Source organism: Ensifer sp. ZNC0028 (assembly GCF_000799055.1).
Lineage (GTDB): Bacteria > Pseudomonadota > Alphaproteobacteria > Rhizobiales > Rhizobiaceae > Ensifer.
Window position 1 is genome coordinate 14,046 of the sequence record NZ_JTLA01000116.1, and the last position, 14,471, is coordinate 28,516.

General features: G+C 63.6%; 12 protein-coding genes. 8 read left to right on the forward strand and 4 right to left on the reverse strand.

Translation table 11 applies throughout. The annotated features are described in order from the left end of the window. Positions 1-89: 89 nt before the first annotated feature. Together L981_RS26510 and L981_RS26515 are read right to left on the reverse strand one after the other, a co-directional pair. Positions 90-1,034, reverse strand: a complete 945-nt coding sequence (locus L981_RS26510) for a DUF817 domain-containing protein (RefSeq protein ID WP_052202027.1) — start codon at positions 1,032-1,034, stop codon at positions 90-92. 156 nt (positions 1,035-1,190) lie between these two features. Further along, a complete protein-coding gene (locus tag L981_RS26515; RefSeq protein ID WP_052202028.1) occupies positions 1,191-1,673 on the reverse strand; it encodes a hypothetical protein in 483 nt (160 codons plus the stop codon). 531 nt (positions 1,674-2,204) lie between these two features. Here L981_RS26515 and L981_RS26520 point away from each other — a divergent pair. The 7 genes from L981_RS26520 to L981_RS26550 all read left to right on the forward strand — a co-directional run bounded on the left by L981_RS26520 (position 2,205) and on the right by L981_RS26550 (position 12,436). Next, on the forward strand, positions 2,205-3,947 hold the full coding sequence (locus tag L981_RS26520; protein ID WP_043623453.1) for a hypothetical protein: 1,743 nt from the start codon (positions 2,205-2,207) through the stop codon (positions 3,945-3,947). A gap of 132 nt (positions 3,948-4,079) precedes the next feature. Next, positions 4,080-6,116: a type I secretion protein gene (locus L981_RS26525; protein ID WP_245281723.1), complete on the forward strand. Its 2,037-nt coding sequence runs from the start codon at positions 4,080-4,082 to the stop codon at positions 6,114-6,116. A 21-nt stretch (positions 6,117-6,137) separates the two neighbouring features. After that, complete coding sequence (locus tag L981_RS26530; protein WP_043623456.1) at positions 6,138-8,606, forward strand: type I secretion system permease/ATPase; 2,469 nt, start codon at positions 6,138-6,140, stop codon at positions 8,604-8,606. A 6-nt stretch (positions 8,607-8,612) separates the two neighbouring features. Then, the gene (locus tag L981_RS26535; protein WP_043623459.1) at positions 8,613-9,953 is read left to right on the forward strand and encodes an HlyD family type I secretion periplasmic adaptor subunit; all 1,341 of its coding nucleotides are present in this window, start codon (positions 8,613-8,615) and stop codon (positions 9,951-9,953) included. 519 nt (positions 9,954-10,472) lie between these two features. After that, positions 10,473-10,883 carry a hypothetical protein gene (locus tag L981_RS26540; protein ID WP_043623461.1) on the forward strand — a complete coding sequence of 137 codons (411 nt, stop codon included), beginning with the start codon at positions 10,473-10,475 and terminating at the stop codon, positions 10,881-10,883. Positions 10,884-10,989: 106 nt separating this feature from the next. Then, positions 10,990-11,961, forward strand: a complete 972-nt coding sequence (locus L981_RS26545) for an aldo/keto reductase (RefSeq protein WP_043623464.1) — start codon at positions 10,990-10,992, stop codon at positions 11,959-11,961. Between the two features lie 94 nt (positions 11,962-12,055). After that, positions 12,056-12,436, forward strand: a complete 381-nt coding sequence (locus L981_RS26550; RefSeq protein WP_043623467.1) for a VOC family protein — start codon at positions 12,056-12,058, stop codon at positions 12,434-12,436. Positions 12,437-12,481: 45 nt separating this feature from the next. Here the strand turns inward: L981_RS26550 and L981_RS26555 are convergent, their stop codons facing one another. Continuing rightward, on the reverse strand, positions 12,482-12,907 hold the full coding sequence (locus tag L981_RS26555; RefSeq protein ID WP_043623470.1) for an OsmC family protein: 426 nt from the start codon (positions 12,905-12,907) through the stop codon (positions 12,482-12,484). Between the two features lie 172 nt (positions 12,908-13,079). Between L981_RS26555 and L981_RS26560 the strand changes: the two genes are divergently transcribed. Beyond that, the gene (locus L981_RS26560; RefSeq protein ID WP_043623472.1) at positions 13,080-13,562 is read left to right on the forward strand and encodes an isoprenylcysteine carboxylmethyltransferase family protein; all 483 of its coding nucleotides are present in this window, start codon (positions 13,080-13,082) and stop codon (positions 13,560-13,562) included. Between the two features lie 32 nt (positions 13,563-13,594). Here L981_RS26560 and L981_RS26565 read toward each other — a convergent pair whose 3' ends face one another. Further along, positions 13,595-14,353 carry a sulfite exporter TauE/SafE family protein gene (locus tag L981_RS26565; protein WP_043623476.1) on the reverse strand — a complete coding sequence of 253 codons (759 nt, stop codon included), beginning with the start codon at positions 14,351-14,353 and terminating at the stop codon, positions 13,595-13,597. Positions 14,354-14,471 lie beyond the last annotated feature (118 nt).

Consider the following 14,471-nt stretch of genomic DNA (forward strand, 5'->3'; position numbering starts at 1 on the left):
TCGTTGCGAAAGCGATTGATTCGGTATCGTTTTCCAGCGCGCGCCGTTTTGCAACTCCCGGGGCGATCCGGCCTCTCTCTAGGGTTGCGCTATCGCGCGACGACACCCTTTTCGGCGGCGGGTGAACCGCTCATCTCGGCGGCCTTCCTCTCGGCCACGGCGGCCGAAGCGACAACCGCACGCGGACGATGCACGAGCGTGACGAGCACGAAGGACAGGATCATCAGCAGATACCAGGCGCCGAGCTTTTGCACGGAGACCAGCGTCCAGCCGGCATGCTGCGAGGGATAGATCCAGGCCCGCGACCATGTGCCGATGTTTTCGGCGAACCAGATGAAGAGGGCGACCAGCAGGAAGCCGAGAAGCAGCGGCATGCGGTGGCGAAAGCGAAAGACGCGATAGTGCACCGTGGTGCGAAGGAAGAGGATCGCGGTCAACCCGAAGAGCGCGTAGCGCAGGTCGATGATGTAGTGGTGGCTGAAGAAGTTGACGTAGATGGCGAACGCCAAAAGCAGGGTGGCAAAGAGCGGCGGGTAGTTGCTGTAGCGCATGTCGAGAATGCGGGTCACGCGCGCCAGGTAGGAGCCGACCGCGGCATACATGAAGCCCGAAAACAAAGGCACGCCGCCGATGCGAAAGAAGCTCGGCTCCGGATAGATCCAGGAGCCGACGGAGGTCTTGAAGATTTCCATCAGCGTGCCGACGATGTGGAAGATCAGGATGACCTTGGCCTCGGCGATCGTCTCGAGTTTGAAGACGAGCAGCGAGATCTGGATGGCGATGGCGCTCAGGAACAGGAAGTCGTAGCGGGCGAGACCACTGCCTTCGGGCCAGTAGAACTTCGTTGCCAGCATCAGGGCCAGCATGGCGCCGCCGAAGAGGCAGGCGAAGGCCTGCTTGATGCCGAACACCAGAAATTCGGTCAGGCCGCCAAGGAGGCCGCTTGCCGGAAGCCGGTCGAGCACGCCATGGGCCGCAGCGTCGATGCGCGCCTCAAGGCTCGTAAACCGCCTCTCCTCAGGCTTTCCAACCATCCGCATCGCCTCCTGTTGCCGTCGCTCGTGCGATGGCCTGACAATGCGGTTGAATTGTGGATGGGTGGAAACCGGGCCGTGTGGGGCCGCCGCGCCCGTCACCGCCCGCAGCCGGCAGGATGGCGACGGGCAGCAATCAGCGCTCGTGGCGGTCGATCAGCGCGGGAAGGCGTAGCGGTCGACGATCGCCCAGATTTCCCGGTTGACCTCCTGCAGCTGCTCGATCACCTCGTTGATCCGCGCGATCTCCGCCTCGTTGATCTGCTCGATCTTGCCGTACTTGATCGTGTCCTTGCTGTCGAAGATCGCCATCAGCTGCGTGCTCGCCTGATCGCCGGTTTCGTCGAAGGAATAGATGCAGTGGCTGTATTTGTTGCGGAGCTTCGCCTGCCGGCCAAGCTGTTGGGTAATCGCCAGAATTTCCTGCCGCTGGGCGGCAGGCGTCTTTCCCATCTTGGTCAGCCGCTCGACGAGTTCGATACGGGCCCGCGTCGTGTTCAGCGTCAGGAAGATGACGATCGCGGTTTCCTTGTCGACCCGGGCGAGGCCGGCGATGAGGTAGATGAGCAAACTCTCCGTATTGGTCCACGTATAGTTGAGTTGTCCGATCAGAAGTAGGATCTCATGAAATCTTGCCATGGGCCCCTGCCAGCGCTTTTGTCCGTCAATGGACGAACGCTAGAATATCCCATTCTGGCGGCGAGTAAATTTGTTCCGGCAGGCGTCCTGCAGACCCTGAAACGCAACGCCCAGCCCTGTCGTCGGCTTGCCGCCGGCGGACGGTTGAGGGCCACATTTTACCTAACCCACGGGTGAAGACATTTCGCCGTCGCCGCTAGCCCGCGGTGGTTAGCCCGAACTGACAACTTACAATGTGTATCGGTTTTCGACAGACTCTCCAGCGCAACCGGCGAGCAGGACGCATCGGGCCTTATGGGGCTAGCACTGCATCGAATGGCAAAATGCCCTTTAGGGAACCTGATCCGGTCCTCTCGACCCAATAGGGGAGAGGCAGCCAGAAGAAAGCAATCGAAATATCGGCATGCGGACGCTGCGGCGTCCAGGAGGAACCATTTTCATTAAGTTCAACATGTAGCCCGCGCATGGCCCAAATCCGCGTATGAGAAGAATGCGGCTCGGCTGTCGCGGCCTCAACTTGAGGTGATCGTTATGAGCAAGGACAAGAATATCCTGTGGCCATGGGATGACAGCCAGTCTCAAGATCAAGACCAGGATCAAGGGCAAGGCCAGGGTCAAGGACAATTGCAGGCGGAGCTGCAGGGCCAGCTTCAGGGACAGGGACAAGGCCAGGGCCAGGGGCAAGACCAGGGACAGGGCCAGGATCAAGGGCAGGGCCAGGACCAGGGACAATCGCAATACAGCGAGTCCTACAATGGCAACCTGAACGGCAACGGAAACCTGAATGGCAACGGCAACGCCAATGCCAACGGTAACGGCAACCTGAACGGCAATGGCAATGCCAACCTGAACGGCAACGGCAACGCCAACCTCAACGGTAATGGCAACGCCAATCTCAATGCCAACCTCAACGAAAACAGCACCCATGTCGACGTCGACAGCAAGACGACGGTCGACGTGGACGTCGATCTTGACTTGAGCGGCTACAAGCCGTCGGACGACGACTTTGCCGATATCGACAACTCCTCGATCCACGGCATGGCGAACACGAGCTTCAAGGACATCCTGAACGGCTCGATGAACGGCAACAGCAACGTTGCCAACGTGTTCAGCCAGAACGCCATCATGTCGGATGACGACAGCGCCTCGGACATCAACAACAGCGGTACGCTCAACCAGAACGGCAACGCCAATGCCGGCGACGCCCGCTCGGGCGATGGCATCAAGGCCGGCGCCGATGGCGGCGAGGGCGGCAGCAAGGCCTATGCCAACGGCGGTGACGGCGGCGATGGCGGCCACTCGATCGGCGGCTTCGCGGGTGCTGGCGACGGTGACGGCGGTGATTCCACCAACAATGCCGATGCCACCGGCGGTGCCGGGCTTGGCGGTATCGCTGCCAGCGTTGGCGTTGGTGCCGACGGCAGCAGCGGTGACGCAAATGGCGGTTCGGCCACGGCAGGTGCCGGTGGCGCCGGCGGTGCCGGGCTCGGTGTTGGCCTCGGCCTCGGTGTCGGCCTTGGTGTCGGCGCGGGTGTCGGTGGCGACGGCGGCAGCAACGGTGCCGGCAATGGCGGTGAAACGGGCGCGGTCACGAGCGGCCCGGCAGGCGCCTCGGACGGCGGTGACGGCGGTGACGCCGGCGGCTTCGTCCTGCCGATCCTGAACCTTGGTGGCGACGGTGGCGACAGCCTCGGTGGCAACAGCGTGGCGGTTGGCGATACCAGCGGTGCCAATGGCGGCGACGCCGGTGACGCAGGTGATGGTGGCGACGGCTTTGGTGCCGGTCTCGGTGCAGGTGCCGGCTTTGGCGCCGGTGCGGGCGTCGGTGGCGCCGGCGGCGGCGGTGGCGATGCCTATGCCGGCGGTGGGACCAGCGGTGACGGCTATGGTGGCGACGGCACCGGTGGTGCTGCAACCGGCGGCGCAGGCCTTGGCGGCCTTGCTCTCACGGGTTCGTGGGCAGGCGGCGGCGACGGTGGCGACGCCTATGGTGGCCATTCATTCGGTGGTGCCGCGGGCGACGGCGGTGCTGGCGGCTTCGCAACGAACGGCGATGGCGGTGCTGGTGGCAGCGCCGGCATGTGGGGCTCGTACAATGGTGACGACAGCTTCGTCGAAGGGCTCTCCTCGGCGTCGGCCGATGCCGTCATCGACACGAACGCCTTCAACCAACAGATCGTGCTTGGTGCGAACCTGCAGGGCAACACGATCGACATGACGGTTGTTGGTGGGGACTTCACGACCACTGCGGTCGGCGACGACGACAACACCTGATCATGAGGTGATGCCGAACCGCATGCCGCGGACATCGGCATTGAATTGGACTGCGCGGGGAGCCTCTCGCGCAGTCCGGCATGACCCGCCATGCCAGAGGGGACTGCCGGTTACAAGAAGGAGGCCCTGACCTTGTATTCCGCAAAGATCACCGAGGCCATTGCCCATTTCATCGGTCTCTTCGAGCTCTCGGCCGAAGAGGCCCGTCTGCGTGAAATCCACGAGAAATTCGATCCGGATCGCGAGGTCCACAAGGACCCGAAGGAACTCTCGTCCGCGCCGGTCAAGGTGCACGCACCCTACGATCTCGACGATTTCAACCCCGACGTCCCGTACAAACCGGTCGGACCGGACATATTCATGCCGATACCGGACGGCTATGCCGGAGTGTCCTTGCCGGAATATCCCATTTTTGGCGGTTCCTTTGGCCGCGCCAGCACGGAAGCCTTCCTGCAGGGCGGATCGCCGAGATCGGCGGCGCAGGTGGTCGAGCCGCACATCAACCCGCCGGGTTCGGTCGTGGTCTACAGCAACCAGATCGCCGAACTCTCGGACAACGACTTCGTCAGCGTCGGCGGGCATGGACTGACGTCCAGCCTGCAGATCGACAACAGCGCAACGATGGCCGAACTCATCGATGCGGCCCAGCAGATTTCGCTGTTCGGCGACACCGATGTCGCTGGCTCCAGCGATGCGATCGCCAGCTTGGTAACGAACGCGGCTGAAAGGCTCGATGCCTATGCGGCCAGCGGCGAGGCAGAGGCCGAGGGGATGACCGTCAGCCATTTCGTCGCCAAGGCAAGCGCGCTCGAAGGCATTTATGTGAATGGCGTGATCGTCGAGGAAGCGCCGGTTCTCAAGGATCATCTGCCGGGCGCGGACGAGGCCACCGAGACACCGGACGCGCCTGCACTTACGAACGGGCCGGTCGAGGTCAGCGGCGGCGTCGCGTACGGGGAAGGCACCGTTTCGATCAACAGTTCGGTCGAACTGGAGACCGGCAGCAACACGCTGGTCAACTCCGTCGTGATCACCAGCAACTGGCTGCAGGCGGACGTGCTGGCTGTGGCCGGCGACCATGTCGCGCTCAACGCGATCGTGCAGGTCAACGCCTATTACGACAGCGACCTCGTCAGTTCGGCGCTCAGCGGCGGCAGTCCGGAGCAGGCAGCCACCCAGGCGTTCAACATCGCGATGTTCAAGCATGTCGAGCCGGCGCAGGAACCAGCCCATGCGGAAACCGGGGACTTCCCCAAGGCCTGGGCCATCACCGAGGTCAAGGGCGACCTGATGATGGTGAACTGGTTGCAGCAGTTTACCTTCATGTCGGACCAGGACACGGCGATCCTTTCGGCTTCGGGCTCGAAGCTCTCGATCGTCGCCGGCGACAACACCGCCGCCAACGAGGTGTCGCTGCTTGAACTGGGATACCGCTTCGACCTGATCTTTGTCGGCGGAAGCGTCTTCGACGCCAACATCATCCAGCAGACGAATATCCTGCTCGACAATGATCTGATTGGTGCCGTCGGCGGATTCCACACCAGCGGTGCCGGTTCGGTCTCGACCGGTGGAAACCTGCTTTGGAACTATGCCGGCATCGTCGAGGCCGGTCGTGCAGGCCCGGTCAATCCGATGTCGGACGGTTACCTGTCGGCGCTGCAGGACCTGTCGGAAGGCAAGAAGCCGTCGGGCGACGACTTTCTGCACGATCCCGCCTTTGCCGGGCTTCATGGCCTGCGGGTGCTCTACATTTCCGGCGATCTCATTAGCCTCAACTATATCCAGCAGACCAACATCCTCGGCGACAGCGATCAGGTGACGCTGGCGATGAACGCGCTCGAGGCGCGCCCGGATGCGGACTGGACCATTTCCACCGGCTCGAACGCCCTGTTGAACTATGCCGGGATCGTCGATGTCGATACCGGCAAGACCATCTATGCCGGTGGCGGCGCCTATTCGGACGAGGTGCTCATCCAGGCGGAGCTGGTCAAGAACGATCCCTATCTCGGAGGCCAGAATCCGGATGCGCTCGTCAGTGAGGCGGTGATCTTTCTCGGCGACGACATGCTCACGCCGGATTCCGGCCACCAGCCGCAGGACCAGATCTCGCCGAACCAGCACAGCATCGACACGGCCAGCGCCGACCCCATGCACAGCATGGTCGCCTGATGGGAGTGCGGGAGGATAATCATGACCGACCGCACCAATCCGTCTCGGCCGGCGCCCGCCGAAACCGGCGGCGATGCCGCTTCGCGCGTGGAGGAAAAGGAAACACGGTCGGAAACGTCCCGCGCCGATGCCGCGCGGCGGCAGTTTCTTCGCAAGCTCAATCATCAAGAACACGTTCTCAATCGTGCGGTTAGGGAGATCGACGGAGTGGCGGACCAGATAAGAAGAGTGGCGGCAACCGACGCCGGCGACAACGGCAATTGGAGTATTTCACCCGGGGGCTCGGGTGTCGCTGCAAGGCCGATACAGGCGGCGACCACCGTACCCGGCGTCGCGCCGGTGCGTGCTGCAGCGGCCGCGCCGATGGGGATCGCCGAGGCGGTGACGCGGCAGGCGCCACAGACGGCAACGCCACCGGCAGGCGCCGCGGAGACAGGCAACGTCATGCAGCGGCCCTGGCCGCCGAAGACCGAGCCGGTGGCGCGCGTCGAGATCCAGCCCGCTCCGCGCGACGAAGCGCCGGGCGAGCGCCGACCGATGCAGGAGGAACTGAGGCCGGAACCGCGCATCGAAAAGCCGGCGGACAAGCCGGTCGTCTGGCCGACGGCGGAGATGAAGGAGAGATATTCGCCGTCGGGCATGGTGGTGATCGAAGCCGATCGCGGACCGATCAAGGTCGAGGCCCGTTCGCCCGACAAGGGTGGCGGATCGTCCGACGGCAAGGGCGGCGGCGGTGGCGGCGGAGGGGGCGCCTTTCACAAACGCCTCGGACCGGTCGATTTCTCCGCCAGCCTCAGGGCCGGCATCAAGGCGATCCGGCAGAACCTGATGATCGTCATGGTGTTCACGATCGCCACAAACGTGCTCGTGCTCGCGATACCGGTCTATCTCTTCCAGATATCCGACCGGGTGCTGACCAGCCGCTCGATCGACACCTTGATGATGCTGACGGCGCTGATCGTCGGCGCCGTGGTGCTGCAGACGGTTTTCGACGGCATCCGTCGCATGATCCTCATGCGAACGGCGGTAGAGGTCGCCGCCCAGCTCGGCGCGCCGATCCTGAGTGCGGCGGCAAGAGCCGCACTCCACAGCAACGGGCGCGAATACCAGACGCTCGGCGACCTGCAGCAATTGCGCTCGTTCCTGGTGTCGGGAACCTTGCTTTCCTTCCTCGATGCGCCGATCGCGCCGTTCTTCCTGGTGGCGGTCTTCCTCATCCACCCGCATCTCGGCGCCATCGTCGTCACCTCGGCCGTCCTGCTTTTGATCGTCACGCTGCTCAACCAGCGTGCGACGGCCGCCGGCTTCGGCGAGGCCACCAACTACCAGACCAAGGCAAACCTGCATCTCGATTCCATGTCGCGCAATTCGCAGATCATCAATGCACTGGCGATGATCCCAGAGGCCGTGCACATCTGGGGCAAGGACATGGCCGGCTCGCTCAAGGCGCAGGTTCTGGCGCAGGATCGCAACATCGCCTTTGCCTCGCTTTCCAAGGCGGTGCGGTTGCTGACGCAGGTAACGATGCTTGGCTGGGGCGCCAATCTTGCGCTTCACGGCCACCTGACGGGCGGCATGGTGATTTCGGCATCGATCATCGCCGGCCGTGCGCTCGGCCCGATCGAGGCGGCGATCGAAGGCTGGCACCAGGTGATCCAGGCGCGCGCCGCCTATGGGCGCATCACCTCGCTGTTGCAGACGTCGCCGCTGAACTTCGAGCGGCTGAAGCTGCCGCGACCCGAAGGACGCCTCGATGTCGAGCGCCTGCTCTTCGTCCCGCAAGGCACAAAGCGCGTGGTGCTCAACGGCATCACCTTTGCGCTGGAGCCGGGCGACTCGCTCGCGGTCATCGGCAGTTCCGGCGCCGGCAAGACGACGCTCGGCAAGATGCTCGTCGGCTCCATCCTGCCGACGTCGGGCAACGTCCGGCTGGATCTCATGGATCTCAGAAACTGGGACCAGCGGCAATTCGGCGAAAGCATCGGCTACCTGCCGCAGGACGTGCAGCTGTTCCCCGGCACGATCAAGGCCAACATCGCCCGCATGCGCGAGGATGCTACGGACGCCGACATTTACGCCGCCGCCAAGCTTGCCGACGTGCACGACATGATCGCCACGTTGCCGCACGGGTATGAGACCGTGGTGGCGGCCGACGGCTCGCCGCTTTCGGGCGGCCAGAAGCAGCGCGTGGCGCTCGCCCGCGCCTTCTTCGGCAATCCGCGCATGGTCGTGCTCGACGAGCCCAATTCCAATCTCGATACTGCCGGCGAAGCGGCGCTGACGCGGGCGCTGAGCCATGCCAAGCGCGAGAAGATCACCGTCGTCACCATCACCCAGCGGCCCGCACTGCTCAACAGCGTCGACAAGGTCCTGTTGCTCGTCAACGGCACCGTGGCGCTCTTCGGCATGCGCCAGGATGTGCTCAAGGCACTTGCGTCGCGCGGCGTGAATACCGAGGGCAACCCGCTCGAACAAAACCAGCTTCCGTAGGCGATCATGAGCGATATGGCCAAAGTACAGGATCTGACCTGGTACGCGGAGGTTCCGCGTTCGATCTGGCGGCATACGATGATCGGCATGGTGCTGATCGTCGTTACCTTCGGCGGTTTCGGGCTGTGGGCCTTCACCGCGCCGCTGGCGGCGGCCGTCATCGCCCAGGGAAGCTTCGTTGCGACCGGGCAGAACAAGGTGATCCAGCATTTCGAGGGCGGGATCATCAAGGAAATCCTGGTCAACGAGGGCGACCATGTCACCGCCGACCAGCCGTTGATCCGGCTGGACGAGACGGCGGCGCTTGCCAACGAACGGCAGTTCTTTTTGAGACGGGCAAGGCTCGAGGCGATCGTCGCCCGGCTCAATGCGCAGGCCAACGGCCTGAAGGAGGTGGCGCTGCCGACGGTCCTCACCGAGAACCTGAAGGACGATCCGGAGGTCGTGCCGATCGTCCAGAGCCAGCAGCTCAACTTTAAAACCTGGAGAAGCAAGCTCGACAGCGACATCGGTCTTTTGAAGCGAAACATAGAGAGCCTTGAGTTCCGGTCCGAAGGCTTCGAGGAGCAGCTGAAGTCGGTCCGCGAGCAGCGGACCTTGCTCGAGGAGGAATATATCGGCAAGAAGACGCTGCTCGCCAAGGACCTGATCCGTAAGACGGAGATCAAGAGCATCCAGCGGGCGATCGCCGATGCCGAGGGGCAGATCGGCCGGCTGATGTCCGAAGTCTCCGAAACCGGCGCCCAGATCCTGAAACAGCAGCAGCAAGTCAACCAGACCGAGGAGAGCTACCGCGAGGCAGCACTCGACGAGTTGCAGAAGGCCGAAGCTGAGTTGGACACGGTGCGCGAGCAACTGCGTGGTGCCACCAATGTTCTGCGCCGCGCGACGATCAATGCGCCGGTGACCGGCACGGTCATCCGGATGCATTTCCACACCTCCGGCGGTGTCATCGAGAGCGGCAAGCCGATCATGGAAATCCTGCCGGCTGACGTTCCGCTCATCATCGAGGCACAGGTGCTGCGCACCGACGTCGACAATATCCGGGTGGGCGAAAAGGCGACGGTGCGCCTGACCGCGCTCAACCAGCGCACGACGCCGGTTCTGAACGGGCAGGTTTTCTACGTCTCGGCGGACGCATTGCCGGTACAGACGCAGGAGGGCACGCGCGAGGTCTATCTGGCGCGCGTCAACCTGCCGGCAAGCGAGCTTGCGAGGGTTCACAATTTCGTCGTGACCCCCGGCATGCCGGCGGAAATCCTGATCCAGACGGCGGAGCGGACCTTCTTCGACTATCTCACCAAGCCGATCCGTGACAGCATGGCACGCGCCTTCATGGAAAACTGATCGTTTCGCCCAGCGGCAGCATCTGCGGCGTCGGAGCGGGGGCGGCGTGAAACCCGTTTCCGCCCGCCTGCGCGTCGCCTGACGTGCTCGCGTATCATCTACGTCGCCGGCCGTTCGACCGCATTTTCTATGGGCCTGGACCGGTGCGCCGGTGTTGCGCTGCGCGCATAGCGCATAGCTGGCCTGCACAAAATCCGCCTACGATTTGGGCAGAAACCCTGTATATTCACCTCATCGAAGCAATGCATCTCCTCCCGCAGAGCTTCGACGGGTGAACGATCTCCTCCTCCCATGGATCGTTCACGAGATCAGCGCCACTCCTCCTCCCAGGCTGCTGATCGATTTTTGAGAGCCTGCCGCTCCTCCCGCGGCGGGCTCTTTTATTTTTCGGCTGACGCTGCCGGCAATTGCGTCCCTCAAGCGACGTATCGGCGACGCTCCGCCCCCCACGATCAATAATGCGCGCCCGCCCACGGAACCAAAGCGCCCGGTTAGCGGTTACTCCGGTGGAGGTGCGTAATGTCCATCCGGCACGTGAAATCCGATCTGCAGTCGAAACCCCAGCGCTGGGTGTTTCACCATGGCGCGGGGCGCCTGCGGGCAGGAGACGCGACCCGCAATCAGCCCACGACGGAGGGCCGGCCGGCCCCGGTGGTCGATGCAGGCGATGGTGGCCTCGTCGCGCCGGATCTTTCGGGATCGCTTGCCTCTCATCGCAACCGGCAGCCGCCGACGCACGACTATAGCCGCCGGACGGTGGGTCGCGAGGCGCTGGCCTCCATTCGCGACCTGCGCGACGAAGACTGCAGCGGCGGGCCGATCTGGGTCGCCTTGCTCGGCGACAATACGAGCGAGGGCATGCGGCAGTTCATCGGGCTCGTGCTCGCCTTCATCTTCCTGTCGGCTGTCTTCTTCTGGTTCCTTGCCTAGAAGGCATAGGGCAGCTGGCCCGGGCATTTTCCAGGTTGACCGTCGATCGCCGAGGCCTAGATAACCGGCGACATCCCGTCCTCCCTCCAATGCCAGCGAGAGCACCATGCACTACAGAACCCTCGGCCGCACGGGCCTGCGCATTTCCGAAATCGGTTACGGTGCCTGGGGCATCGGCAAGAGCCAGTGGCAGGGCGCAAGCGATGACGAGTCCGCGCGCGCCCTCAACCGCGCGGTTGACCTCGGCCTCAACTTCATCGACACCGCACTCGGCTACGGTCAGGGTCACAGCGAGAAGCTGATCGGCGCCTTGCTGCGCGAGCGGTCGGAGACGATCCACGTCGCCACCAAGATCCCGCCGAAGAACATGCAATGGCCTGCGCATGCCGGCACGCCTGCCGAGCAGACTTTCCCGGCCGATCACGTGATCGCCTGCACCGAGACGAGCTTGCGCAATCTCGGCGTCGAGACGATCGACGTGCAGCAGTTTCATGTCTGGTCGGACGAGTGGGTCGGCCGCGGCGACTGGCTGGAAGCGGTCGAGCGGCTGAAGCGCGACGGCAAGATCCGCTTCTTCGGCGTTTCGATCAACGACTACGAGCCGGACAATGCGCTCCGGCTGATCGAGACCGGCGTCGTCGACAGCGTGCAGGTGATCTACAACATCTTCGAACAGGCGCCCGAGGAGAAGCTGCTGCCGGCGTGCCTGAAGCACAATGTCGGCGTCATTGTCCGCGTGGCGCTGGACGAAGGCGGTCTCACCGGCCAGATCCGCGCCGATACCGTCTTTCCCGAGGGCGACTTCCGCGAGACCTACTTTCGCGGCGAGCGCAAGCGCGAGGTCGAGGAACGGACGCAGAAGATCGTCGAAGACCTGGAAATCAAGCCTGACGCGCTGGCCGAGACGGCGCTGCGCTTCGTTCTCAGCCACCCGGCGGTATCGACGGTCATTCCTGGCATGCGCTCGGTGCGCAACGTCGAGCGCAACTGCGCCATCGGCGACGGTGCCGGCCTGCCGGATACGCAGCGGGCAAAACTGACCGCCCACCGCTGGCGGCGCAACTTCTATCGGGATTGAAGATCGGCGACCACTCTCTTGAAGGAGGGGCGTTGCCGAGGCGCAGGCGCCGGCTTCTGTTTGCGGGCAGACGGTTGCTTCGGAGGAAAGGCAGATGTCTGAAACGGTCAACGTCCGCTACATGGTCGACGACGTCGAGGCGGCGATCGCCTGGTATACGACCCACCTCCGTTTTTCGCTTCTGTCGAGCTATGCACCGGCTTTCGCGGATGTGCAGCGCGGTGCGCTGCGGCTGCTGCTGAGCGGACCGACGAGTTCGGCCGGCCGGCCGATGCCGGACGGCGAGAAGCCGGCGCCGGGCGGCTGGAACCGCATCCATCTCCTCGTCGATAACCTCGACGCCGAAGTCGAGCGGCTGCGCCGCGCCGGCGTCATGTTCCGCAACGACATCGTCACCGGTCCCGGAGGGGCGCAGATCCTTTTGATCGACCCCTCCGGAAATGTCGTCGAACTGTTTCAGCCGGCACGACGATAGGGACCGCGCGCCCGCTGGTCGTTGATGCGAGCTCCGGGTAGGGGCTCAGCCGGCGCTGGTATCGACCACTTCGAAATCGTGGGTAATCGTCGCGGTCTTGGCGAGCATGGCCGAGGCGGAGCAGTATTTCTCGATCGACAGCGAAACGGCGCGCTCGACCTTGTTGACTGCGAGCCCGCGGCCCTTGACGATGAAGTGCATGTGGATGCGGGTAAAGACGCGCGGCTCCGTATCGGCGCGGTCGGCGTCGAGTTCGACGACGCAGTCTTCGATCGGTTCGCGACCCTTCTCCAGGATGTGCACCACGTCATAGGCCGAGCAGCCGCCGGTGCCGATCAGCACCAATTCCATCGGGCTCGGTCCCGGGGTGCGACCTTCCTCTCCGAAGGCGGTTCCCAAAACGACTTTGTGGCCGCTACCAGACTCTCCGACGAAGGTCCGGTCTTCCACCCATTTGACGCGTGCTTTCATGTGTCTCGTCCTGTTGTAGCCATGGCGTGATCATGGTCCCAAACAGAGCCGATGATCCTCCGTTCACATAGCGTCTTGGAGGGTTTTCGCAAATGGCCCGCGTCCGCTAAAATGGCAACCGCGCCATTGGTGCGGGAGCGGACCACGCGCAAACCAGGCAACAGGTGTTTTGATGAACGAGACGACAGGAAATGCGCCTGACCGTTCCGGCGCGGTGATCCATCCGCCGATCGCCTGGGTAATGTCGGTGGGCGGTGGCCTGGTGCTCGACCGGCTCCACCCGTTGCCGTACGTGCCCGCGATCGTGCCGGACGCCCTCGCCGGCGGCATCATTTTTCTCGCCGGTCTTGCGCTTTTGATCTGGGCGGCGGTGAGTTTCAGGCGCGCGGGAACCGAAATCCAGATCCATCGCCCGACATCGACGATCGTCGAAGCCGGTCCCTACCGCTTCACCCGCAACCCGATCTATACCGGCATGTTCCTCGGCCTGATCGGCTTTTCCATTCTCTTCGACACTCTGTGGCTGCTGATCCTGCTGGTCCCCTTTTACCTCGTCATCCGCTATGGCGTCGTGGCGTCCGAGGAGGCCTATCTCGAGCGCAAGTTCGGCGACGTCTATCGGGCCTACAAGGCGCGTGTCAGACGCTGGCTCTAACTGCCCAAGTCGGCTCACGCCCGTAGCGACGATCAGGCGATGTAGCCGGAAACACCATCCCACAGCAGTTTCAACGCGGTTATCACCAGCAGCCCGTAGCAGGCGCGATAGACCTGGCGCTGGTCCAACACCCCATGGAGCCGCCAGCCCGACCACACGCCGACCGGAATGGTGAGAAGGCAAAGCGCCATCAGGGTCCAGGTTCCGCCCGAAGGCTGCGACAGCAGCAGCCAGGGCACAAGCTTGGTGGCGTTGCCGACGGTGAAGAACAGGCTCGTGGTTCCCGCATAGATTTCCTTGCTGAGACCGAGCGGCAGCAGGTACATCGCGAGCGGCGGGCCGCCCGAATGGGCAACCATGGTGGTGATGCCCGAGGTGAAGCCGGCGGCAACGGCCTTTGGTCTCGAACGCGGATGCGGGGTCACCTCGGCGCCCCGGATGAACCAGAGCCCGACAAAGGCGAGCGTGATGCCCGCCATCAGAATTGCGATGGCCCGATGGTCGAGCGCACGGAACACGAAGTAACCAATGCCGATCCCGATCACCAGCCCGGGCACGAGCAGCATGAGGTCCGGCTTCGACCAGGTCGAAGGCTTCCAGTAGCGCAGCGCATAGAGGTCCATCGCGATGAACAGCGGTGCAAGCAGACCGCCGGCCGTAACCGGATCCATCACGGTCGACAGCAGCGGAATGCCGATGATGGCGAAGCCGCCGCCGAATGCGCCACGCATGAAGCTGATCAGAAACACGCCGGCAAAAGCGACGAGGACGGTCGCAAGGGTCAGTTCCATGGCGTGGCTCCGCGTTGACGCGCCGCGACGCCGAAGCGCCTGCGTTCTCAATGAAAGTGGGTTGATGAAAGGAGAATGATCGCAGATACTGCTCGGTGCAATCTAAACATTGTACTCG

Bases quoted from the DNA above. Each gene is read 5' to 3' on its own strand.
- L981_RS26510 (WP_052202027.1), bottom strand. From the start codon at position 1,034: ATGGTTGGAAAGCCTGAGGAGAGGCGGTTTACGAGCCTTGAGGCGCGC.
- L981_RS26515 (WP_052202028.1), bottom strand. From the start codon at position 1,673: ATGGCAAGATTTCATGAGATCCTACTTCTGATCGGACAACTCAACTAT.
- L981_RS26520 (WP_043623453.1), top strand. From the start codon at position 2,205: ATGAGCAAGGACAAGAATATCCTGTGGCCATGGGATGACAGCCAGTCT.
- L981_RS26530 (WP_043623456.1), top strand. From the start codon at position 6,138: ATGACCGACCGCACCAATCCGTCTCGGCCGGCGCCCGCCGAAACCGGC.
- L981_RS26535 (WP_043623459.1), top strand. From the start codon at position 8,613: ATGAGCGATATGGCCAAAGTACAGGATCTGACCTGGTACGCGGAGGTT.
- L981_RS26540 (WP_043623461.1), top strand. From the start codon at position 10,473: ATGTCCATCCGGCACGTGAAATCCGATCTGCAGTCGAAACCCCAGCGC.
- L981_RS26545 (WP_043623464.1), top strand. From the start codon at position 10,990: ATGCACTACAGAACCCTCGGCCGCACGGGCCTGCGCATTTCCGAAATC.
- L981_RS26550 (WP_043623467.1), top strand. From the start codon at position 12,056: ATGTCTGAAACGGTCAACGTCCGCTACATGGTCGACGACGTCGAGGCG.
- L981_RS26555 (WP_043623470.1), bottom strand. From the start codon at position 12,907: ATGAAAGCACGCGTCAAATGGGTGGAAGACCGGACCTTCGTCGGAGAG.
- L981_RS26560 (WP_043623472.1), top strand. From the start codon at position 13,080: ATGAACGAGACGACAGGAAATGCGCCTGACCGTTCCGGCGCGGTGATC.
- L981_RS26565 (WP_043623476.1), bottom strand. From the start codon at position 14,353: ATGGAACTGACCCTTGCGACCGTCCTCGTCGCTTTTGCCGGCGTGTTT.